The 21,425-nt window shown below is 65.9% G+C and carries 16 protein-coding genes; 5 read left to right on the top strand and 11 right to left on the bottom strand.

What is annotated here, in order from left to right; all coding sequences use genetic code 11:
- Positions 1–52: 52 nt before the first annotated feature.
- Positions 53–2,545 (bottom strand): ABC transporter permease, encoded by a 2,493-nt coding sequence (locus LQ952_RS05465; RefSeq protein WP_238621647.1) that lies wholly within the window; start codon positions 2,543–2,545, stop codon positions 53–55.
- On the bottom strand, positions 2,542–3,228 hold the full coding sequence (locus LQ952_RS05460) for an ABC transporter ATP-binding protein (protein ID WP_238621657.1): 687 nt from the start codon (positions 3,226–3,228) through the stop codon (positions 2,542–2,544). The genes LQ952_RS05465 and LQ952_RS05460 overlap by 4 nt, the downstream gene beginning before the upstream one ends.
- A gap of 4 nt (positions 3,229–3,232) precedes the next feature.
- Between LQ952_RS05460 and LQ952_RS05455 the strand changes: the two genes are divergently transcribed.
- Positions 3,233–3,856 carry an arylesterase gene (locus tag LQ952_RS05455; protein ID WP_238621646.1) on the top strand — a complete coding sequence of 208 codons (624 nt, stop codon included), beginning with the start codon at positions 3,233–3,235 and terminating at the stop codon, positions 3,854–3,856.
- Between the two features lie 63 nt (positions 3,857–3,919).
- Here LQ952_RS05455 and LQ952_RS05450 read toward each other — a convergent pair whose 3' ends face one another.
- Together LQ952_RS05450 and LQ952_RS05445 are read right to left on the bottom strand one after the other, a co-directional pair.
- The gene (locus LQ952_RS05450; RefSeq protein ID WP_238621645.1) at positions 3,920–4,606 is read right to left on the bottom strand and encodes an HAD family hydrolase; all 687 of its coding nucleotides are present in this window, start codon (positions 4,604–4,606) and stop codon (positions 3,920–3,922) included.
- A 42-nt stretch (positions 4,607–4,648) separates the two neighbouring features.
- Positions 4,649–6,274 carry a methyl-accepting chemotaxis protein gene (locus LQ952_RS05445; RefSeq protein ID WP_238621644.1) on the bottom strand — a complete coding sequence of 542 codons (1,626 nt, stop codon included), beginning with the start codon at positions 6,272–6,274 and terminating at the stop codon, positions 4,649–4,651.
- 201 nt (positions 6,275–6,475) lie between these two features.
- Here LQ952_RS05445 and LQ952_RS05440 point away from each other — a divergent pair, with 201 nt between their 5' ends.
- Complete coding sequence (locus tag LQ952_RS05440) at positions 6,476–6,931, top strand: c-type cytochrome (protein ID WP_238621643.1); 456 nt, start codon at positions 6,476–6,478, stop codon at positions 6,929–6,931.
- Positions 6,932–6,997: 66 nt separating this feature from the next.
- Here LQ952_RS05440 and LQ952_RS05435 read toward each other — a convergent pair whose 3' ends face one another.
- The 4 genes from LQ952_RS05435 to LQ952_RS05420 all read right to left on the bottom strand — a co-directional run bounded on the left by LQ952_RS05435 (position 6,998) and on the right by LQ952_RS05420 (position 12,126).
- A complete protein-coding gene (locus LQ952_RS05435; RefSeq protein ID WP_238621642.1) occupies positions 6,998–7,684 on the bottom strand; it encodes a cytochrome b/b6 domain-containing protein in 687 nt (228 codons plus the stop codon).
- Between the two features lie 66 nt (positions 7,685–7,750).
- Positions 7,751–8,875, bottom strand: a complete 1,125-nt coding sequence (locus tag LQ952_RS05430; protein WP_238621641.1) for a lipocalin-like domain-containing protein — start codon at positions 8,873–8,875, stop codon at positions 7,751–7,753.
- A 3-nt stretch (positions 8,876–8,878) separates the two neighbouring features.
- Entirely contained in the window at positions 8,879–11,395 is a 2,517-nt protein-coding gene (locus LQ952_RS05425; RefSeq protein ID WP_238621640.1) for an FtsX-like permease family protein, read from the bottom strand.
- Positions 11,392–12,126, bottom strand: a complete 735-nt coding sequence (locus LQ952_RS05420) for an ABC transporter ATP-binding protein (RefSeq protein WP_238621656.1) — start codon at positions 12,124–12,126, stop codon at positions 11,392–11,394. The genes LQ952_RS05425 and LQ952_RS05420 overlap by 4 nt, the downstream gene beginning before the upstream one ends.
- 101 nt (positions 12,127–12,227) lie before the next feature.
- On the opposite strand from LQ952_RS05420, the gene LQ952_RS05415 reads away from it, so the two are divergent.
- The 3 genes from LQ952_RS05415 to mgtE (LQ952_RS05405) all read left to right on the top strand — a co-directional run bounded on the left by LQ952_RS05415 (position 12,228) and on the right by mgtE (LQ952_RS05405) (position 16,329).
- Positions 12,228–13,397 (top strand): glycosyltransferase, encoded by a 1,170-nt coding sequence (locus LQ952_RS05415; RefSeq protein ID WP_238621639.1) that lies wholly within the window; start codon positions 12,228–12,230, stop codon positions 13,395–13,397.
- Positions 13,398–13,592: 195 nt separating this feature from the next.
- Positions 13,593–14,960 carry a magnesium transporter gene (gene mgtE / locus LQ952_RS05410; RefSeq protein ID WP_238621638.1) on the top strand — a complete coding sequence of 456 codons (1,368 nt, stop codon included), beginning with the start codon at positions 13,593–13,595 and terminating at the stop codon, positions 14,958–14,960.
- Position 14,961: 1 nt separating this feature from the next.
- Complete coding sequence (gene mgtE, locus LQ952_RS05405) at positions 14,962–16,329, top strand: magnesium transporter (protein ID WP_238621637.1); 1,368 nt, start codon at positions 14,962–14,964, stop codon at positions 16,327–16,329.
- 3 nt (positions 16,330–16,332) lie between these two features.
- Here mgtE (LQ952_RS05405) and recJ read toward each other — a convergent pair whose 3' ends face one another.
- Genes recJ through LQ952_RS05390 form a run of 3 tightly spaced genes read right to left on the bottom strand, consistent with a single transcriptional unit; the run spans position 16,333 to position 21,418 of the window.
- Complete coding sequence (gene recJ, locus LQ952_RS05400; protein ID WP_238621636.1) at positions 16,333–18,048, bottom strand: single-stranded-DNA-specific exonuclease RecJ; 1,716 nt, start codon at positions 18,046–18,048, stop codon at positions 16,333–16,335.
- Positions 18,045–19,124, bottom strand: a complete 1,080-nt coding sequence (locus LQ952_RS05395) for a hypothetical protein (RefSeq protein ID WP_238621635.1) — start codon at positions 19,122–19,124, stop codon at positions 18,045–18,047. Before LQ952_RS05395 ends, recJ begins: the two co-directional genes overlap by 4 nt.
- Positions 19,121–21,418 carry an ATP-binding protein gene (locus LQ952_RS05390; protein WP_238621634.1) on the bottom strand — a complete coding sequence of 766 codons (2,298 nt, stop codon included), beginning with the start codon at positions 21,416–21,418 and terminating at the stop codon, positions 19,121–19,123. Before LQ952_RS05390 ends, LQ952_RS05395 begins: the two co-directional genes overlap by 4 nt.
- Between the last annotated feature and the right edge of the window lie 7 nt (positions 21,419–21,425).

Genomic DNA, 21,425 nt, shown 5'->3' with positions numbered 1-21,425 from the left:
ATCTGTAGCTGCCGGGGCGATGTCCAACCCCGGCAGGTGATTTCCATGATGATCAGGTGAGCTGCCGCAGGGTGAGCAGGGGTGGCTGCCGCAGCACGGAGCGGGCACCCAGCCAGCCGGCCAGTCCCACCCCCAGGGCGCCACCGCCGATGCCCAGCACCCAGAGCCAGGGGTTGAAGACATAGGACAGGTCGAACACCTGCCGGGCCAGCACCCAGCCGATGCCGCTCGCCCCCGCGCCGGCCAAAAGGCCCGCCAGGGCCCCCATGACGGTGAACTCCGCCAGCAGGCCCACCAGCACCTGGCGCCGCCCGGCGCCCAGGGTGCGCAGGATGGCACTTTCCCGCCGGCGCAGATCGCGGGTGGCATGAATGGCCGCATAGAGCACGGTCACCCCCGCCGCCAGGGTGAACAGGAACACATACTCCACTGCCAGGCTGGCCCGGTCGATGATGTCACGCACCTGCTGCATCAGGGCCCGCACGTCGAGGATGGTGATGCTGGGGAACTGCCTCACCATCTCCGTCAGGAGATCGGACTGCCCTTCCGCCAGGTGGAAGCTGGTCACGTAGGTCATGGGATGATCTTCCAGTAGACCCGGCGGTGACAACACGAAGAAGTTCACATTGAAGGAATCCCACTCCACGCTGCGCAGGCTGGTGACGCGACCGATCAGCGGCTCACCGGAGATGTTGAATTCCAGCACATCGCCCAGTGCCACTCCCAGGGTCTCCGCTAATCCCTCCTCCAGGGAAAACTCCCGCCCGGCGGAATCGCCGGACCACCACTGCCCGGCCACCACCCGGTTATCCGGCTGCAGATCACGGGCAAAGGAGAGATTGAACTCCCGTGAGGCCAGCCGCTCCGCCCGGGGATTTTCGAACGTCTCCGGGCGCACCGGCACATCGTTCATCGCCGTCAGACGGCCACGGATCATGGGGTAGTACGTGGGCGCCGGCAACCCCTTATCCTCGAACAGTGCCTGCAGGGGGACCACCTGGTCCGGCTGGACGTTGATCATGAAGTGATTGGGGGCCTCAGGCGGCAGGCTACCCTCCCAACTGGAGAGCAGATCCACCCGCACCAGCGCCAACAGCAACAGGGCCATGATCCCCAGCCCGAAGGCCGCCAGCTGGACCGCGCTCAAGGCCCCGCGCCGGGACAGATTGGCCAGGCCGAACCGCAGTGCCACCCCGCCCCGGGTACGCAGGGGCTTGAGTCCCAGCACCAGCGCCCAGGCCGCGCCCCACAACATCACCACCGTCAGGCCGGCCCCCCCAAGGACCCAGGCCGCCAGCCGCACATCCCCCGCCTGCCACAGCAACAACCCGCCCAGGGCGGTCAGGGCCAGCACCAGCGCCAGCCACATGGCCGGGGGCGGCGCCCCCAGGTCACGGCGCAACACCCGCAGCGGCGGCACCTGGCCGATTCGCAGCAGGGCCGGCAAGCCAAAGCCCAGGGCCGTCACCACGCCGACCGCCAGGCCGGTAAAGGCCGGCCACAGGGACGGCAGGGGCAAGGTGCCCGGGAACCACTGGGCCAGCAGGGCCGCCAGCGCCCACTGGGCCAGGAAGCCAAGCACCAACCCCACGACACTGGCGGCCAGGGCCAGCCAGAGGATGCGCAGGATGAAGACCTGCAGCACGAAGGCCCGGGAGGCCCCCAGGCAACGCATGATCGCACTCACATCGGACTGGCGATCACTGTAGTGACGGGCCGCCACCGCCACGGCGCCCCCCGCCAGCAGCACGGCCACCAGGGCCGCCAGCCCGAGGAACTGTTCACCCCGGGCGATGGCGCCTCGCAGTTCGGGGCGGGCATCCCCGACCCCTTCCAGCCGCTCCCGCTCCGTCAGGTGCGATTGCGCCCAGTCACGAAACGCCGCCACCTGGGATTCACCGCCGGCGACCAGCAACCGGTGACTCACCCGGCTGCCCGGCACCACCAGTCCCGTGGCGTCCAGATCATCCAGATGGATCAGCACCCGGGGTCCGAGCTGAAACAGATCACCGCCCCGGTCCGGCTCATAGGTGATGACGCGGGAAAGGGTCATCTCCAGATCCCCCACCTGCAGCCGGTCACCCACCGACAGGCCCAGCAGCTGCAGCAGGCGGGGTTCGGCCCAGGCCTCACCACGACCGGGGACCTCACGAGTCTCCTGCTCATCGCCGAACAGGACCCCGCTGATCCTCACCGAACCACGCAAGGGCCAACCGCCGCTGACGGCCTTGATCTCGGTAAGCTGGGAGGCATCCCCGGCCATGACCACGCTGGGGAAACTCACATGGCGGGCCGTCTCCAGCCCCAGGCGGAGAGCCTCCGCCGTGACGGCCGCCGCCGGCGGCGCCGACGAGGTGATGCTCAGATCGCCCCCCAGCAACTGGGTGGCCTGTTGGGACATGCCCCGCTGCACCCGGTCGGTGAAAAAACTGACCGAGGTGACGGCCGCCACCGCGATGACCAAGGCCACGGCCAGGATGCGCAACTCACCGGCGCGCCATTCCCGCCCCAGAGACAGCCAGGAATACCGCAATACCTGATTCATGTCGCCTCCAGCACGCCGTCACTGAGTCGGTAGCGACGCTCGCACCGGGCCGCCAGATCCATGTCGTGGGTCACCAGTACCAGGGCCGTGCCGTAGGCTTCCTTGAGGTTGAACAACAGGCGGATGATCTGCTCCCCGGTCTGCTGGTCCAGGTTGCCGGTGGGTTCATCGGCAAACAGTACCCGGGGGTGGGCGGCAAAGGCCCGGGCGATGGCCACCCGCTGCTGCTCACCACCGGAGAGCTGACCGGGATAATGAGCCACTCGCCGGGACAGTCCCACCTGCTCCAGGGCCTCAAGGGCGCCCGCCCGTGCATCCCCGGCCCGCCCGGACAGTTCCAGGGTCAGCATCACGTTCTCCAGGGCGGTCAGGGCCGGCAGCAGCTGAAAGGACTGAAACACGAATCCCACTTGCCCGGCCCGGAGCATGGCCCGCTGATCTTCGGTGAGTCCGCCCAGGAAACGACCCAGCAACTGAACCTCCCCATCCGTGGGCAGGTCCAATCCGGCCAACAGACCCAGCAGGGTGGACTTGCCCGACCCCGAGGCACCGACGATGGCCACCGCCTCGGCATTTGCCACGGTCAGGTCCACCCCCTTTAGAATGGCAAGTTCACCACCCGGACCCTCTACGGATTTGACGAGACTGCTCGCCGACACCACGGCGGCGGAGGATTGAGACAACACCATGCGATCACGACTCCTTTTGCTGCTGTGCTTGTTGTGCCTGCCCGCCCTGGCGGCGGCCGAACGCCCTGCCCTGCTCATCATGGGCGACAGCCTGAGTGCTGCCTGGGGCATCCCGGTGGAACAAGGCTGGGTGGCCCTGCTGGAACACCGACTGGAGGAAAACGGCCATGCCTGGACTGTGGTCAACGCCAGCATCAGCGGCGAAACCAGCCGTGGCGGCCTGACCCGGCTGCCCCGAGCCCTGGAACGGCACCAGCCCGAGCTGGTCATCATCAGCCTCGGAGGTAACGACGGGCTGCGGGGCACCGCCCTGGGCGAGATCCGGGAAAACCTGTCCCGCATGATCCGGCTCAGTCAGGACAGCGGTGCACGGGTGCTGCTGGTGGGCATTCAGGTACCGCCCAACTTGGGCAGACATTTTACCGAGAGGTTCCACCGGATCTACCATGAGCTGGCCCAGGAATATGACGTGCCGCTGGTGCCCTTCCTGCTGGAGGGGGTGGCCTTGGAACCGGATCTGATGCAGGCGGACGGCATCCATCCCACCGCCGAGGCCCAGCCGATCATGCTGGATACGGTATGGACGGTGCTGGAGGAGGTGCTGGCACAAGGTGATCCGTAGCCTGTCTGATCCGCCTTCCCCCTCATCCCCGACCCTTCCCCCCAAGGGAGAGGGGATGGCGGGTCAGCGCGGCAGCAGTCGGGCCGGCAGTTCCGACACCGACCGCAGGGTCAGATCAGGGGGTGAACCGCCGCTCTCCCAGGCCAGAGCATGGGGATTGACCCAGGCGGTACGCATCCCCACCCGGGCCGCCCCGCGCACATCCCGCTCGGCGTCATCCCCCACATGCAGGGCCTGGGACGCCTCGACCCCGGCCTCGTCCAAGGCGGCGGTGAAGATCCGCGCCGACGGCTTGGCGACCCCGGCGGTGGCGGAGGTGATCACGAAATCGAACCGGTCACCGATACCGATGTGGTGCACACAGGCATTGCCGTTGGTGATGGCGCCGATGCGAAAATGCCCCCGCAAACGGTCCAGCGTCTCCAGCACATCGTCATAGAGAGACACCTGGTTGCGCGCCTCCCAAAATACCCGAAACGCCGGTTCCACCAACTCATCGCCATAACCCGACTGGGCCGCCAGGATGCGCAGCCAGTGCTTGCGCAGACGGGTCATGTCGTAGTGCAGGTGACGGCGCTCGGCAAACCAGGCCTGGCGATGACGAACCATGGCCTCCAGGCCATGGCGCTGGGCAATGCGCGGATAGTGGGCCGTGAGCCAGTCATGAAAGATCCGTTCCGCGTTCTGGATCACGGGGGCACAGTCCCACAAGGTGTCATCCAGATCGAAGGTGATGCAGCGTATGTTCATCCCGCAAGCATACCCAGTTGCACGGTCGGAATACAGCCTGTGCTAGATCCTGAATCGCTCCACCGCACTTCTCAGCTCAGCCGCCAGGCGGGCCAGATCACGGGCGGCGTGAGCGGTTTCCCGGGCTCCCGAAGAGACGTCATGACCGCCCTCGCTGATGCGCACCACATTCTGGTTGATGTCCTCGGCCACGGCGCTCTGTTCTTCGGCGGCGCTGGCGATCTGGGCGCTCATGTCGGTGATGGTGCCCACCGCCGCGACGATGGCGCGCAGGGACTTGTCGGCCTCGCCGGCCCCCGCCGAGGTGTCCTCCGCCCGCTTGCGGCCTGACTGCATCACCTGCACGGCGGCCCTGGCACCGTCCTGCAGCGTCTTGATCATGGACTCGATTTCCCGGGTGGAGGTCTGGGTCCGGCTTGCCAGAGTCCGCACCTCGTCCGCCACCACGGCAAAGCCACGCCCCTGCTCACCGGCCCGGGCCGCCTCAATGGCCGCATTCAGGGCCAGCAGGTTGGTCTGCTCGGCAATGCCCTGGATCACATCCAGTACGGCACCGATCTTCTCACTGTCCGCCTCCAGCTTCTGGATCACGTCGGCGGCCCGGCTGATCTCTCCCGCCAGTTCCTGAATGGCCTTGATGGCCTGCGCCGATGTCGCCTGGGACTCACGGGACTCGTCGTTGGCCCGACCGGCGGCAGACGATGCCTCGGACGCGCTGCGAGCCACCTCAAGCACGGTGGCGGTCATCTCGTTCATGGCGGTGGCCACCAGCTCCGTCTGGGACTGCTGCTCACCCACCCGCCGCAGGGTCTGTTCTGTCACGGTGGAGAGCTGCTCCGAAGCTGCCGCCAACTGGGCCGTGGCGCCGTTCACCTGACCGAGAATGGTGCGGAAACCGTCTGCCATGCTGTTGAAGGCACGGGCAACGCGGGTCAATTCGTCATTCCCGCTGGCCGGTACCGTCGCGTGCAGGTCACCCTGGGCCATCCGGCCGCTGGCCGTCACCAGCTGCTCCAGGGCGGCAGTGATCCGCCGCATCAGCAATAACCCGATTGTCATGGTGGCCGCCAGGCCCAGCAGCAGGATCAGGATCATCCCATTTTGAATACGCCCGTGAAGCACCAGGGAGTCCTCATAAACCTGCCGGCCCACCTCAAGCTGGAGGTCCATCAATCTCCCGAGGCTGTCCGTAGCCTGCTGATAGGTCCGGGCCAGGTCTCCCAAGAGGATGCGCTCTGCTTCCTCCCAGTTCCATGCCCTCAGGGCGTTCACCAGGGGATCAATGCCACGGCGCTGCAAATCGGTGTGATGGGCTTCGAAGCTCGCCGCCATCTGGGCTTCCCGGGGCGTGAGATAGGTCTGCATGTAATCAGCCCAGATCCGATCCATGCGGCGCCGGTTTTCCTGCACCTCCTCAATGGCCGCATCGATCACCTGCTGGCGGGGGTCGCTCAGTGCCATCCGCAGACTCATGCGGGAACTCACCAGCATCTCGTTGATATTGCCCAATTGACCCATGGGTACCAGCCTGTCGTCGTAGACGGTCTTAAGCTGCCGCTCGACCTGAGACATGCCCATCAGACCGAGGAATCCAATGGCAGTCATCAAGACGAGGCTGGCCACGATCATGAAGATCAGGCGCTGGCGGATGGTCAGATTGATTCCCATGGCATGCTCCTTGGATGTGGCTGCCGATATCCGACAGGAAACGGAGCCCCTGCCGCATGAACGAATTTATTTCCCGATAGCGGCCGAAACAGGGATTCCTTAAAGATCGGCCAGCATTCTCACAAAGCAGGCGTTACATACTTAGAAGGAATTGATAGACTTGCACGCTTGATAATTCAGTAACAACGGAGGTACGACACCATGAAGATCGCTGCAAAGGCACTGATTGCCGGACTGGCCCTGACCGTCGCTGCAGGCACCGCATGGGCCGTGGAAGCGGATGATGCCATTGAGTATCGAAAGGCCGTCTTCCAGGTCTTCAAGTGGAACATGGGTCCCATGGGCGCCATGGCTCAGGGAGACAGACCGTTTGACCGGGAGGTCCTGGTCAAGCACGCGGAGCAGATGGCCCGCACCGCGAACCTGCCCTGGCAGGGCTATGTGGACGGTTCCGACTTGGGTGACACCGCCGCCAAGCCCGAAGTCTGGACCAACCGCGCCCGGTTCGATGAACTGGCCGGCAACTTCGAGGCCCAGGCCGCCCGCCTGCTTGAGGTGGCCAGCAGTGATGCCAGCGAGCGTGAGGTCCGCATGGAGATCGGTCGCCTGGGTCAGGCCTGTAAGGCCTGCCACGACGATTTCCGCGTCTCGCGCTAAATCCCCCTATCCCCCCCGGGGCCGGCCTGCCGGCCCCGGGGGGGATGGATCCGATGGGCCATCACATCACGGGATGTAGGTGATCCCCAACCACACCAGAGCGGCACAAACAGCCAGTAGCAGCACCGCCAGCCACAGGCTGGCAAACCGCACATCCTCAGCCCCATACCAGGCCACCCGCTTACGGCCGGTGATCATGGGCAGGATCAGATTATCCCGCTTCACCACCCAGTACAGCAGTACCGCCGTGACATGGATACCCACCATGATCAGGATCAGATCGAAGTTGAGCTTATGCAGCCCGGTGAGCCAGTCGCTGGTGGATGATGACACCATGCGGGAAAAGGGTCCTCGGTTGAAGATCTGATCATTGGCAAACAGGCCGGTAACGGACTGGAACATCAGCAATCCCAGCATGATCATCACCGCCCAGCCCCCCATGGGGTTATGGCCGGGATGGCGATGACCGTCGCCGCTGAACAATCCCTTGAAATACTCGAACACCGTCACCGGGCCGGCGAGAAAATCCGAAAAACGGGCGGAGCGGGTACCCATCACCCCCCAGATGATCCGAAACAGCAGCAAGGCGATCAGCGCATAGCCCAGCCACATATGCCAGTTCAGGGTCATCACATCCCGGCTGGTGTACCACAACCCAAAGAGCAGGATCACCAGAGACCAGTGGAAGAGGCGGGTGGGCAGATCCCAGATACGAATGATCTTCCCGTAAGGTTTTTCATAACTATTATTCATCAAAAGTTAACTCCTTGGAACGAATGCCTTATGGCTCCATCTTAGCCGAAAATATCCCCGCTCCCATCAATACCCCGTCATCTCCACATACCCTCGCCCGGCAGCCTCCCCCGCCTCCAGCACATCCACCGCCCCTTCCCAGTAACGGACTGAAAGATCCATCACCTGATCCGGACGCACCGCCCGGATCTCCAGCACCCGCCCCTGCGCCGGCAGATGCAGGCGCCAGGCCACCGGATATCGATGCCCCGTCGATCCGGTCCAGCGCTCCAGCACCTCCAGGCGCGCCTGCTCGAAGGTGATCAGGGAATGATCACCCTCCGGTGTCACCCACAGCCCTTTGCTGAAGGGATCCTCGCTGCCGTCCTCCCGCCGGAAGCGGTAGTACATGACATCATGCCCATCCGCCAACTGCAGGGAGAACCAGTCCCAGCCCACCTGCCCCTCCTCCAGGGCGCTGGTACTCCACTCCCGGTCCAGCCAGGACAGACCGGATACGGCATGTTCACGCCCCTGGACCCGGATCGAGCCTTCGGTCTGCAGGCGGGTGAAGGAATAGTAGTGGGAGGCATTGCCGGGCGCCGCAGACTTTTGGCTCAGTCCCCGGTCTCCCTGCAGCACATGGGGCTTTTGCGGCATCAGTCGAAGCTCCAGTTCGATGTCGCCGGAGGTGGCCGTCAGCCGCCAGGGAAAGTCATTGCCTTCATCGGATGCCAGCACCCAGTCATCCAGCCAGACCCGGAACGGATTCACCTGTGCCCCGGCCAGGCCCATGGCGCCCCGGGAAAAGCGCTCGAAGGCCCGATGACCGATCCCCGCCACGTCCGTGACCGCCAGATGGGCCATCCAGACCTGATTGGTGGCCCAGGCCGACGCCGATTCCGGGACCGTGGGCACCAGGCTCAGCCGGAAGAAAGTGATCTGGTAGCCGAACCGGCGCCCCGCCTCATCGTCCAGGTTGCCGGTGATGTACCACCACTCGTTGCGAAACTCGGGATGAGGGCCGTGATCGTCGGGGAAGACGAAGGGCCGAGGCGTTACGGCCCGCGCATACCCCTCATCGATGTCCCCCCCCAGCAGGACCATGGCATCCAGGGGTTCATCGTCCAGCGGCCCGGACTCGGGCGCGCAGGCCGTCAGCCACGCGAGTGCCAAGGCCAGTACGGCAGGACATATCTTCCGGATCCACATGGGCTATGCCTCCCGCAGATGTTCGGCCGGGCGCACCCGGGCCATGCGATACCCCGGATATGCGCCGGCCAGCAGGGATGCCGTCAGGGCCAGCAGCAGCCCTTCCCCCGGCACCGCCGGCGGCAGGGTCCGGATCATGCTCCAACCGAAGGAACGCTGATTGATCACCTGGATCAGGACATCGGACATGAGGATCCCCAGGGGGATCGCCGCCAGACCGGCGGCAAGCCCCAGCAGCAGGCTTTGCAGGGTCACCATGCCCCCCAACTGCCAGGGGGTCATGCCGGTGGCCCGCAGTACCGCATGCTCCCGTGCCCGTTCCAGCTGCAGGGCCATGAGGGCACTGAGGATGCCGATGAAAGCCACCCCCACGGTAAGCAGCCGCAGCACATGGGTAACGGCGAAGGTACGATCGAAGATGGCCATGGACTGGGCATGGATCTCACCAGCAGCGGTGATCAGCACCGGTTCATCCAGCGTGACCGCCAGCGCCCGAAGCTGGGACAGCCCGCTTTCCAGGCTCACCCCGGGGGCCAGGCTCAGCCGCAGCGCCGCCACGCCGGGGTCATCCCAGTAACGGTCATAGAGCGTCCGATGCAGGGTGACCATGCCCTGAGCCGCGCTGTAGTCCTGCACCACCCCCACCACCTCGAAGGTCCGCTCGCCCCGGTCCGTGGGCAGGGCCAGGCTGTCGCCGACACCGATGCCCTTGCGCCAGGCCAGCGGTTCCGAGATCAGGATCACCTCCTCGGCCGCCAGGCGCTGCCAGATCCGGGCCGGTGAGGCCCCTTCAAGATAGACATAACCGTCAGGGGTCTGCACCGAAGGGTCGATAGCCATCAGTTCCAGCGGTCCCCGGGGGGTGTACAGAGGGACCCGCCGGGCGGTACTCAGTTCCGCCACCGACGGCAACGACGCCACCCGGGCCGGCAGATCGTCCGGCAACACCGGATTCACCCCCAAGCCGGAGCGGCCCGGGGCACTGACGTAGAGATCACTTTGCAACGTCTGCCCCAGCCACAGACCCACACTGCTGCGGAAACTGTCCACCATGATCCCCACCCCCACGGTCGCCGACACCGCGATGGCCAGGGCCGTGGCCGCCAGACCAGACCGGCTGATACCGGCGCCAATGCCTCGGGCCGCCAGCCGCCCGGGCACCCCAAAGCCAAGGCCCAGCGGGCCGGACAGCAACCGGGCCATGAGCCATACCAGGGGCGGGATCAGACAGGCATAGCCCAGGATCAGCAGGAACAGGGCGAAAAACCCCGGCAGCAGACCCTGGCCGGGCCAGTCCACCAGCATGAAACCTGCCAGCATGAGCAGCCCGCCTGCCGGCACCAGCCAGGGCAGAACCCGACGCACCCGGTGTTCCAGCCCGGAGCGGCGCAGGGCCTCCCGGGGACTCACGCACGCCGCTTCCCAGGCAGGCCCCAAGGCGGCAATCAGGGTCACGCCCAGGCCCAGCAGCAGCCCCTTGAGGATCACCGCCGGCCCCAGGGCCAGTTGAGTCACCGTGACCACGAAATACAGGTCCGTGACCGTGCGGGTGACCAGTTGGACCAGCCCCTGTCCGATCACGACCCCGGCCGCCAGGCCCAGCAGGCTGCCCACCAGGCCCAGCAAGGCCGCCTCGGCGATGATCAGTCCGAACACACTCGCCCGGGTCATGCCTTGCATGCGCAGGTTGCCCAGCAGATGACGCCGCCGGAGCACGGCAAAGGTCAGGGTGTTGTAGATCAGGAAGGCGCCCACCAACAGGGCCAGCAGGCTCATGGCCAGCAGATTGACATGAAAGGCCCGGGACAACTCGGCGGTGGCCCGGGTGCGAGCCTCGGCCGCCTCCAGCCGGACACCCGGCGGCAGCATCTCCCGCAGCCGCGCCATCTGCCTCTCATCCGTCAGGATCAGGTCGATGCGGTCCAGACGGCCGTGGCGCCGGAACAGGTCCTGGGCGGTGGCGATATCCGCCAGCACGTATCCTCCCAGCCCCGGCTCGTCGGTCGACACGATGCCCACCAGAGTCACCGCATGGGGCGTCGTACCCACCGTGAGGAAGAAGGTCTCATCCTCCGCCAGACCCAGCCGCGCCGCCGTCGGCGCCGCCAGCATTACCGTGCCCGGTTCGGTGATCAGGCGGTTGATACGTCCGTCCCGGCCACCGACGGCATGGTCCCGGAACGGACGCTCGGCAAAGGGCTCCAGCCCCAGCAGGGTGAAGGTCTCGCCCTGGATCCGTACATGGCCCTCCACCACCGGGGCGCTGTCACGGAACCCTTCCCGGCGTAGCCGGGTATAAAGTCCTTCGTCCAAGCCACCGGGACCACCGATGAGCTGGTGGGTGGTTCGTCCCGTGATCGTCTCCATGGACAGCTCGAAGGCCCGGGAGGCACTGCTGTTGGCGATCTCCACCGCCACCACGATAGCCACCCCCAGGGCCACGCCCAGGACGGCAAAGACCAGATTCCAGGGATGGCGGCGGTGATCCCGGACCAGGGCCCGGGCCGGCAGCCCCGTCATGCCTCACCCCGTGCCTGCAGGCGACCGTCCACCAGTTCCCAGACATGATCGGCCATGACCGCCACCTCCGGACTGTGAGTCACCAGCACCAGCGTCCGCCCTTGATGCCGAACCAGACGCTGCAACAAGGCCATCACCTGGGCCCCGGTCTCCGCATCCAGATTGCCGGTGGGCTCGTCCGCCAGCAACAAGGGCGGTTCATGGGCCAGGGCCCGGGCCACGGCCACCCGTTGCTGTTCACCACCGGAAAGCCGATCGGGGAAGGCATCGGCCCGGTCCGCCAACCCCACCGCCGCCAGCCGGGCCGCGACACGCCGGCGGCGTTCCCTCGCCGGCACGCCGTTGAGTTCCAGGGGCAGGGCCACGTTTTCGGCCACCGTCAGGGTGGGGATCAGGTTGAAGAACTGGTAGATGAACCCCACCCCGCGGCGCCGATAGAGGGTACGGCTGCGCTCATCCAGGGTATCCAGCCGCCGCCCTTCCACCAGGATTCTGCCGGCATCCGGGGCCTCGATACCGCAGATCAGGTTCAGCAACGTGGACTTGCCCGAGCCGGAACGCCCCACCAGGGCCACGATCTCGCCGGGATTGATCCGGGCGGTCACCCGGTCCAGGACCACCCGTTCCGTCCCCCCTTCCCGGAATCGCTTGCTCACTGCCTCCAGCTGCACCAGCGCCGGAGGATGGGCGGGGATCTGCGGATCCGTGTTCTGTATCTGCCGGTTGTCCATGGGCACCCTGTTCACCGAATCGTCATGTGAAAACTTTAACATCAGCGGCCGAAACGGCCCCAACAGGCCGATCCTGACACCTTAGGGGAGCGCAGCGGACAGTGAAGATCCTGATGATCAGTGATGTGTTCTTCCCCCGCATCAACGGCGTCTCCACCTCCATTGCCACCTTCCGGCGCCAGCTGCGCCGGGAAGGCCATGACGTCACCCTGATTGCACCGGCTTATCCTACCGGGCATGAAGGGGAATCCCATATCCTGCGCATCCCCTCCCGCTACGTGATCCTGGACCCGGAAGACCGGATGATGAAACCGCGCCGGATTCTGGCCCAAGCCGATGAACTGGCCGGTGAGGGATTTGACCTCATCCACGTGCACACCCCCTTCGTGGCCCATTATGCGGGCCTGCAACTGGGGCGGCGCCTGGGTATCCCGGTGGTGGAGTCCTACCATACCTATTTCGAGGAATACCTGTTCCATTACCTCTCCTTCCTGCCTCGGACCTGGATGCGGTCCGTGGCACGGCGTCTGTCACGACGCCAGTGCAATCAAGTGGATGCGGTCGTCGTCCCCTCCCGGGCCATGGCCGAGGTCCTGGCGGGTTATGGGGTGCGAACGCCCATGTCCATCATCCCCACCGGGATTCACCAGGAGGCCTTCGTCGGCGGGGACGGCATGGCGTTTCGACAACGTATGGGAATCGACCAAGATACCCCCTTGCTGGTTCATGTGGGTCGGATTGCCTTCGAGAAGAACATCGATGCCCTGCTGCACATGATGGTGACCGTGCGCCGGGCCATCCCCGGCGCCATGCTGGTGATCGCCGGCGATGGCCCGGCCATGGGCCATGTCCGCCGCCTCACCCGGCAACTGGGGCTGGAGCAGACCATTCGTTTTGCCGGCTACCTGGACCGGCGCACCACCTTGTTGGACTGCTACCGGGCGGGCAATGGCTTCGTCTTCGCCTCTCGTACCGAGACCCAGGGCCTGGTCCTGCTGGAGGCCATGGCCTTGGGGGTCCCGGTGGTCTCCACCGCCGTCATGGGGACGCGGGATATCCTGTCATCCGGTCAGGGGGCCCTGGTGGCCGAGGATGATCGGGATCTGTCCCGGCAGGCGATCCGGCTACTGTCCGATCCGTGCCTGCAACAGACCCTGTCGCTGCAGGCACGGCAGAGCGCCCTGGCCTGGAGCGCACGGGAGATGGCAGCACGCATGCTGACGCTCTACGAGGAAGTGCGTGACACCGCCCAGGTAACTGTGCTGCCCTGAAACATTCCGCACTGCCGGACGGATTGCTATAATCAGTCGCCCTGCACCCAGAGGCGGCCGATGCCGATGGCGCCGTCCTCGGTTCCCTTAACACGCATCGCTTGAGCGGCCCTCCTCGTGCCATCCGTTGCCGCGGATGGAGTGCGTCCTTTGCGAATGTTCCGTCTCGGCCCATACCGGCCTGGGAGGCTGCCGATGGAGTTGGAATTCGAACAGTACCTGCTTGCGATCCGTGAACTCCTGGAGCAGGAAGACCAGAGCGATCTGCGCCGGACCTTGGACGTCATGCGCATTCAGGACATCGCCCATGTGCTGATGGCCCTGGAGGATGACGCCGTGGAGCGGGTCTTCAATGCCCTTGCCCGTGGCCGCAAGGTGGACGTCTTTTCCTATTTGGACCCCCATCACCAGCATGCCCTGCTGGACCGCGTCGCCCAGGCCGATGCCCGCCACATCCTGTCGGAGATGCTGCCCGACGACCTCACCGCCCTGCTGGAGGACCTGCCCCGGGACGAGGTGCGCCGACTGCTGCGCCTGCTGCCCTTTCGCGCCATCCGTCGTGCCCTCACCCTGCTGGACTACCCGGACAACAGTGTCGGTCGCCTGATGACACCGGAATTCGTGGCCGTGGCGGCGGACTGGTCCATCCAGGACAGCCTGGACTTCATCCGGGTACAGAAGGCGCGGGGCGAGATGGCGAACGTGATCTTCGTCACCGACGAGGACCGTCGCCTGCTGACCAGCATCCCTCTGGGCCGCTTCGTCATGGGTCGGGCCGATGAGCCGGTCTCCAGCCTGGGCACGGAGCCCATGATCACCATCCCGGTCACCGCAGATCGCGCCGAGGCGGTCCGCCTGATCCAGCACTATGACCTGGAAGTACTGCCGGTCACCGATGACGAGGGTGTGCTGCTGGGCATCGTCACGGTGGACGACGTCATGGACGTGGTGGAAGAGGAGACCACCGAGGACTTCCACAAGCTGGGTTCGGTGGGCGCCCTCAACCTGAGCCTGCGGGATGCCGGACCCGCCCTGCTCTACCGCAAGCGTATCGGCTGGCTGCTGGTGCTGGTGTTCCTGAACATGTTCGGCGGCATCGCCATCGCCAGCTTCGAGGACACCATCGCGGCAGTAGTGGTGCTGGTATTCTTCCTGCCCCTGATCATCGCCTCCGGCGGCAACGCCGGGGCCCAGGCCTCCACCCTGATGGTCCGCGCCATGGCCACGGGGGATGTGAAATCCTCGGACTGGTTCCGGCTCTGGGGCAAGGAACTGCTGGTGGCCACGTCCCTGGGTCTGACCATGGGTATCGCCGTGTCGGCGGTAGGACTGTGGCGCGGCGGACCCGAGATCGCCTTGCTGGTGGCCATCGCCATGGCCATCGTGGTGGTGGTGGGCAGCATGGTGGGGATGATATTGCCCTTCATCCTCAGCTTGGCGCGCCTGGACCCGGCTACCGCCAGTGCCCCGCTGGTCACCTCGGTGGCGGACGTGGCGGGGATCCTGATCTATTTCAGCCTGGCGGTGGCCATCCTGAATCTGCCCGCCGGCGGAGGCCTATGACATGAGCGAGACTGCCACCCCGGAGCGTCCCGGCCTGGCCGATCTGCCGGCCCTGCTGGCCGAGCAGGACTGGGAAGCCGTCCAGGCGGTGCTGGCGGATCCGGCTGAGCCGGACATCGCCCACGCCCTGCCGGAACTGCCCCGGAGCGACCGGGTGCGCCTGATGCGGTTGATGCCGCCGGAGCGAGCCTCCGCGGTCTACGCCTATCTGGACACCGGCCTGCAGACCGAGTTGCTGGAAGACCTGAGCGACGAGGAGAAGACCCGCCTCATCGGCGAACTCTCCTATGACGATGCCGCCGCCATCCTGGACGAACTACCGGACGCGCACACGGACTCCCTGATGGAGATGCTGCCGGAGGCGGACCAGCAGGTGCTCAAGGCCCTGCTGGCCTTCCCGGAGCACAGCGCCGGCCGCCTCATGACCCCGGAGTTCGTGGCCCTCTCCCCCGACTGGACCGTACGCCAGGCCCTGGATCACGTGCGTGAACAGGCCCATGTTGGCGAAACCCTCAACACCCTTTTCATCACCGGCGAAGGGGGTCGTCTGCTGGGCTGGATCAGCCTTCAGGACCTGCTGCTCTCCCGCCCCCGCACCCAGGTGGCGCAACACTATCACCGGGACTTGATCAGCATCCACACCCAGGAAGACCGAGAAGAGGCGGCCCGCCTCATCGGTCGCTATGACCTGCAGGCCCTGCCCGTGGTGGACGCGGACGGCACCCTGGCCGGCATCATCACCGTGGATGACGTCATGGACGTGGTACAGAAGGAAGACACCGAGGACTTCCACAAGATGGGCTCGGTGGGGGTCTTGAACCTGAGCGTGAAGGACGCCACCGCGAGCATGCTCTACCGCAAGCGCATCGGCTGGCTGGTGATCCTGGTGGCAGTGAACATCGTGAGCGGTGCCGCCATCGCCTTTTTCGAGACGGCCATCGAGAAGGTGGTGGCCCTGGTGTTCTTCCTGCCCATGGTCATCGCCTCCGGCGGTAACGCAGGGGCCCAGGCCTCCACCCTGATGGTGCGCGCCCTGGCCACCGGCGATGTGCAGGCCCGGGACTGGTTCCGACTCTGGGGCAAGGAGCTGTTGGTGGCCCTGAGCCTGGGCATCACCCTGGGACTGGCGGTCTGGCTCATCGGCCTGTGGCTGGGGGGCACCGAGGTGGCCATTGCCATCGCCATCTCCATGGTGCTGGTGGTCATCACCGGCAGCATGTTCGGCATGGTGCTGCCCTTCATCCTGGCCCGTTTCAAGCTGGACCCGGCTACCGCCAGCGCCCCGCTGGTCACCTCGGTGGTGGACGTGGCCGGCATCGTGATGTATTTCGCCGTGGCGACCCTGGTGCTGCAGATGGCCGGGATGTAGCCCTCAGAAAACGTGTTCCACCACCATCTGGACGGAACACAGGCCCCGGTATTCGTTGCTGTCCAGCCGATAGGCCAGATGCACCCGATCCCGCCCTTCCGGCCACTGGGCCGGATCGGCGTTGAAGGCGATGCCGGTAACGACTTCCCCGCCCTCGGGATGGCGCAGACGCAGGCGCACATGCCTGCCTTTCAGCCAACGCCGTTCCAGCACCTCGAACTCGCCGTCAAACAGGGGTTCCGGGAATCCCTGTCCCCAAGGGCCGCCGGCGCGCAGGGCCTCGGCGGTCTCCAGCGTGAGCTCATGGGGTGCCAGCGGGCCGTCACTGCAGATCACCCCCTCCAGATCCGCCGGGTCGACGAACCGACGCACGGTCTCGTCAAACACCTGCCGAAAGGCCTCGAAACGGTCCGCCGACAGGCTCAGACCCGCCGCCATGGCATGCCCGCCGAACTTGCTCACCAGGCCCGGATGGGTCGAGGCAATGGCATCCAGGGTATCCCGGATATGCAGCCCGGGGATGGAACGGGCCGACCCCTTGAGCTGCCCGTTACCGGCATCGGCAAAGGCGATCACCGGCCGGTGTACCCGGTCCTTGATGCGGGAGGCGACGATGCCGATCACCCCCTGATGCCACTCCGGCTCATACAGGCACAAGCCATGGCCGCCCGCCCCCGTCAGGCCCCGCTCATCCATCAGCCGGGTCAGGCTGTCCAGGGCCTGGTCCTGCATCTGCGCCTCCACCTCCCGCCGATCCCGGTTCAGGTCGTCCAGGGTCTGTGCCAGGGTCAGAGCCCGATCCGGGTCATCGGCGAGCAGACATTCGATGCCGATGGCCATGTCATCCATGCGCCCGGCGGCGTTCAGGCGCGGCCCCACGGCAAACCCCAGGTCCGCGGCCACCACCCGCTCCGGATGACGACCCGCCACCTGCAGCAGGGCCCGGATACCCGGTGCCGCCTGACCTGCCCGCATCCGCCGTAGCCCCTGCTCCACCAGGATGCGGTTGTTGCGATCCAGGGGCACCACGTCCGCCACCGTACCCAGTGCCACCAGGTCCAGCAGACTGCCCAGATTAGGCTCTGGAATCCCCCGGAGCCCGAACCAGCCCCGGTCGCGCAGGCGGGCCCGCAGGGCCGCCATGACATAGAAGATCACACCTACCCCGGCCAGCGCCTTGCTGGGAAAGGGGTCATCGGCCAGATTCGGATTGACGATGGCCTCGGCATCGGGCAACCGGGCACCGGGCAAGTGATGATCGGTCACCAGTACCTGCATGCCTCGGCCCCGCGCGGCCGCCACCCCGTCCAGGCTGGAGATGCCGTTATCCACGGTGATGATCAGGTCCGGCGCCCGATCGGCAGCCACCGCCACGATCTCCGGCGTCAGCCCGTAGCCATACTCGAACCGGTTGGGGACCAGGTAATCCACCGCCGCCGCACCCATGGCCCGCAGGGCCCGCAAGGCCAGGGCGGTGCTGGTGGCGCCGTCGGCATCGAAATCACCCACCACCAGTATCCGTCGGTCCCGGGTCAGGGCCTGTTCCAGCAAGGCCGTGGCCCGATCGATCCCGCCCAGGGCACCGACCGGGACCATACGGGACAGGGAGCAATCCAGTTCCGCCGGGTCCAGGACACCCCGGTTGGCATAGAGCCGGGCCAGAAGATCAGCACCTTCGGCCGGCGCCCGCCCCCGCTGCAGCCTGCGCGCGGCCTTCATCGGGCACTCTCCGCACCAAGGCCCACCACGCATTCCCCGAACGGACGGGAACGCCGCCACCACCGGCGGCGGGACCCGCCATCCAGCCGTACCCCCCGGCCATCCTCGCCCTGGATCATCAGGTGCCGAAGCCGGCCCCGCGCCAGGGCTTGGCGCAGGGGCTCGAACCAGTTCTGCTCCAATACCGTCATTGCGTTCATCCAGGCCTCGATATCATCCCCGGCGGCGGCCGGGAAGAGATCTTCCAGCACCACCAGTACATGGCCTTGCGGCGGCCCGGATGCCAGCCACGCCGTGGCCGACTCCGGCACGGGATGCAGGGGCGTGCCCGTCCAGCGACAGAGCCCTTCCAGCAACGCGCCGTGGCCATGGGCGGTCGCCAGCGCAGCGGGCGGCGGCGGACAGGGCCAGCGCCCGCCCCCCCAGAGCCACAGGCTGTTGACCGTCACCTCTCCCCGGGCCTCCCTCGCCGCATTCACCGGCGCGCCGAACAAAAGCATCTGCAACTCCGTCAGGTCCCGTTGCCAGGCCCGGGCAGCGGCACTCTCCCTGGGCAGCAGACCACCCACCCGTTGCCCCAGGGCGCGGGACAGGGGCACGGTGGACAGGCCCGGATCCTGCTCCAGGCACAAATGCCAGTACCCCGGGGCGGCACTGTGCAGCCGCCAGGACCGCTCCTGAAAATGGTCGTTGATCAGGGTGACCAGGGCGTCGCTCTCGGCGGCAGTCAGCGATGGGCCGACAACCCGGGAGAGGACCAGATCATCCGTGCCCACCGTCAAATGCACTGGGTCGGCACAGAACCAGTACCCTGCCGGCACGTTCGCAACAGCCGCCAGCCGTGTCAGGGCGGCCACGGGGGCATCGGTATCGGCACCGTAATGCCGGCACAACAGGGTTTCCAGATCGTCGGCGCGGACGGGAGTGGGGCCGCCCCGCGACCACAACCACTCCAGGGCGGGATAACGCCCCAAATTGCCGTAATCGGCCTGCCAGCCGGCGGTGCGCGTCAACAGGCCCGGCAGGACCAGGTGCAGAACCTGCTCCGTGGGCGATGTAACGAATCGCTGCATCATGGGGTGCTTTCCGGGCAACCCGAGGCCCTGTCCGTCGCCATGGACATGACCAGGTACCGATCCAGCAGGGCCATGAAGTCAGGGATATCCAGAGGCTTGGTCAGATATTCATCAAAGCCGGCCTCCTTTCCCCGGATCACATCTCGCTGGGTGGCATTGGCAGTCAGGGCAAAGACCGGTATGGCGGCCGTCCCCGCATCCTCTCGCAGGGACTTCAATACCCGATAGCCATTCATGCCCGGCATGTTGATGTCCAGAATGATCAGATCCGGCCGATGACTGCGCGCCAGGGCCAGCCCCAGGTCCGCCCCCGGTGCCTGCAATACCTGAATCCCCGGACGCTTGGCCAGGACCTGCGCCACCAAGCGCAGGTTGGAAGGATTGTCATCCACGTGCAGGATACAGTGACCCGAGGCGATTCCCCCGCTCGGAGCAATACCCCCGAACGGCCTGTGAGACGGGACCGGGACCGGTGCATCCTGCACCGCCGGCAACTCGAACCAGAACACGCTCCCGCCCCCTTGCCGTGGCTCCACACCGATGCACCCCCCCATCAGCTCCATCAGACGCAGGGCGATGGTCAGCCCGATACCCGTCCCTTCCGTCGCGGCCTGATCATCCACACCCAGGCGATTGAAGGGCTGGAACAGCTCATCCATGCGCGCAGGGTCAATACCCAGCCCAGTATCGGCCACACTCACCCGGATCGTCTCCCCACCGCCACCCATCCGAGTTTCAAGCCACACATCACCGTCCGGCCGGTTGTACTTGATGGCATTGGACATGAGATTGATCAGCACCTGTTTGAGCCGGGTGCGATCCCCAAGCACGGCATGGTCTTGTCGGCTGTTCACATGCAGGCGAATCCGTCGCTCATCCGCCAAGGGGCGCAGCAGCGTAATGCACTCGGTCAGCACCGAGGACATGGCCACCGGCTCCAGGGACAGTTCGATCTTGCCGGCCTCCAAGCGGGACAGGTCCAGGATCTCGTTGATCAGCTCCAGCAGATGCCGGCCGCCGCGCAGAATCTCGTGCACACTGTCCAGCTGCTCCTCCCCCAACGCCGGATCCGCCTCCAGCAGCTGGGAAAATCCCAGGACCGCATTCATGGGGGTCCTGAGCTCATGGCTCATGCGGGAGAGGAATTCGGACTTGGCCCGGTTCGCCTGTTCCGCCCGCTCCTTGGCCTCATGCCACTGCTGTACCGCCAGGTGACGTTCTTCCTCCGCACCCAGGGCGGCGGCCAGCAGGGTGAGCAGGCGCCGCTCTTCATCGCTCGGTCGGCAACGACGCGTAAAGACCACACACAGGGAGCCCGCCACCTCACCCCGGCAGTACACCTTGTGGCCGAAATACGCCTTGAGACCATAGCGCTGAATCGCCGGATCCGTCTCGAAATACGGGGACTGCTCCAGATCCTCAATGACGAGACACTCCAGGGCGGTATCCTTGATCAGACCATGACAGACATGGCCTTCGGGATCATCCTCCAGGGGCAGGCCCGGCGGGCGGTTCCAGTGCCCCAGACTGCATAACCGCCCCTGCTGCAGGCGGTTGTAGAAGGCCGCGTCGCTGCCGAACAGCTCTCCGCACAGCCGGGTGATATCCTGGGCATTATCGTCGAAATTCGGCCCCATGCTGGAGAGACATTCGGTCAGACGCACCAAGCGTCGTTCAGCCTGCTTACGGTCGGTGATGTCCCTGAGGATACCCAGCGCGTGCCAGCCCGTGTCCAGATGCAATGAAGACAGAGACAGCTCCACCGGGATCACGTGTCCATCCTTGCAGCGGGCCTGCAATTCCAGGGTCCGGCCGATGGCGTTGCCGCAGCCGCTGCCTTCAAAATTCAAGAGCTTGCGCATGATCATGCCCGGCGTACCTCCGGGCATGATCATGTCATGCAGGTCACGACCGATCGCCTCCTCCCGGGAGAACCCCAACAGGGCTTCCGCCGCCGGATTCCAGAAGGCCACCCGACCGCCCGGCGCCATCAGGATGATCGCATCCCGGGCCGACTCGGTGATGGAACGCATCAGTGTTCGGTTCTTTTCCAGGGCCTGGCCGCGTTCTACCACCAGCCGTTCCACATCCCGCTGACGGAACCACAGCAGAGCCACCAGGATGACGATCCCCAGACCGAGCAGCACCGCTGTCAGCGGCCAGATGTCCGTCTGCCGGGTCTGCAGCCACCAGCCTACCGACAGCACACTGGCGAGCACATAAAACCCGCCCACCATCAGCAGAACGTCATGGCGGCGGCCGGGCTGCTTTTTTTGTTGTCCGGCATCATCCACGATGGAA

Source organism: Ectothiorhodospira lacustris (assembly GCF_022227785.1).
Lineage (GTDB): Bacteria > Pseudomonadota > Gammaproteobacteria > Ectothiorhodospirales > Ectothiorhodospiraceae > Ectothiorhodospira > Ectothiorhodospira lacustris.
This window is presented reverse-complemented; position numbering and strand designations above follow the sequence as displayed.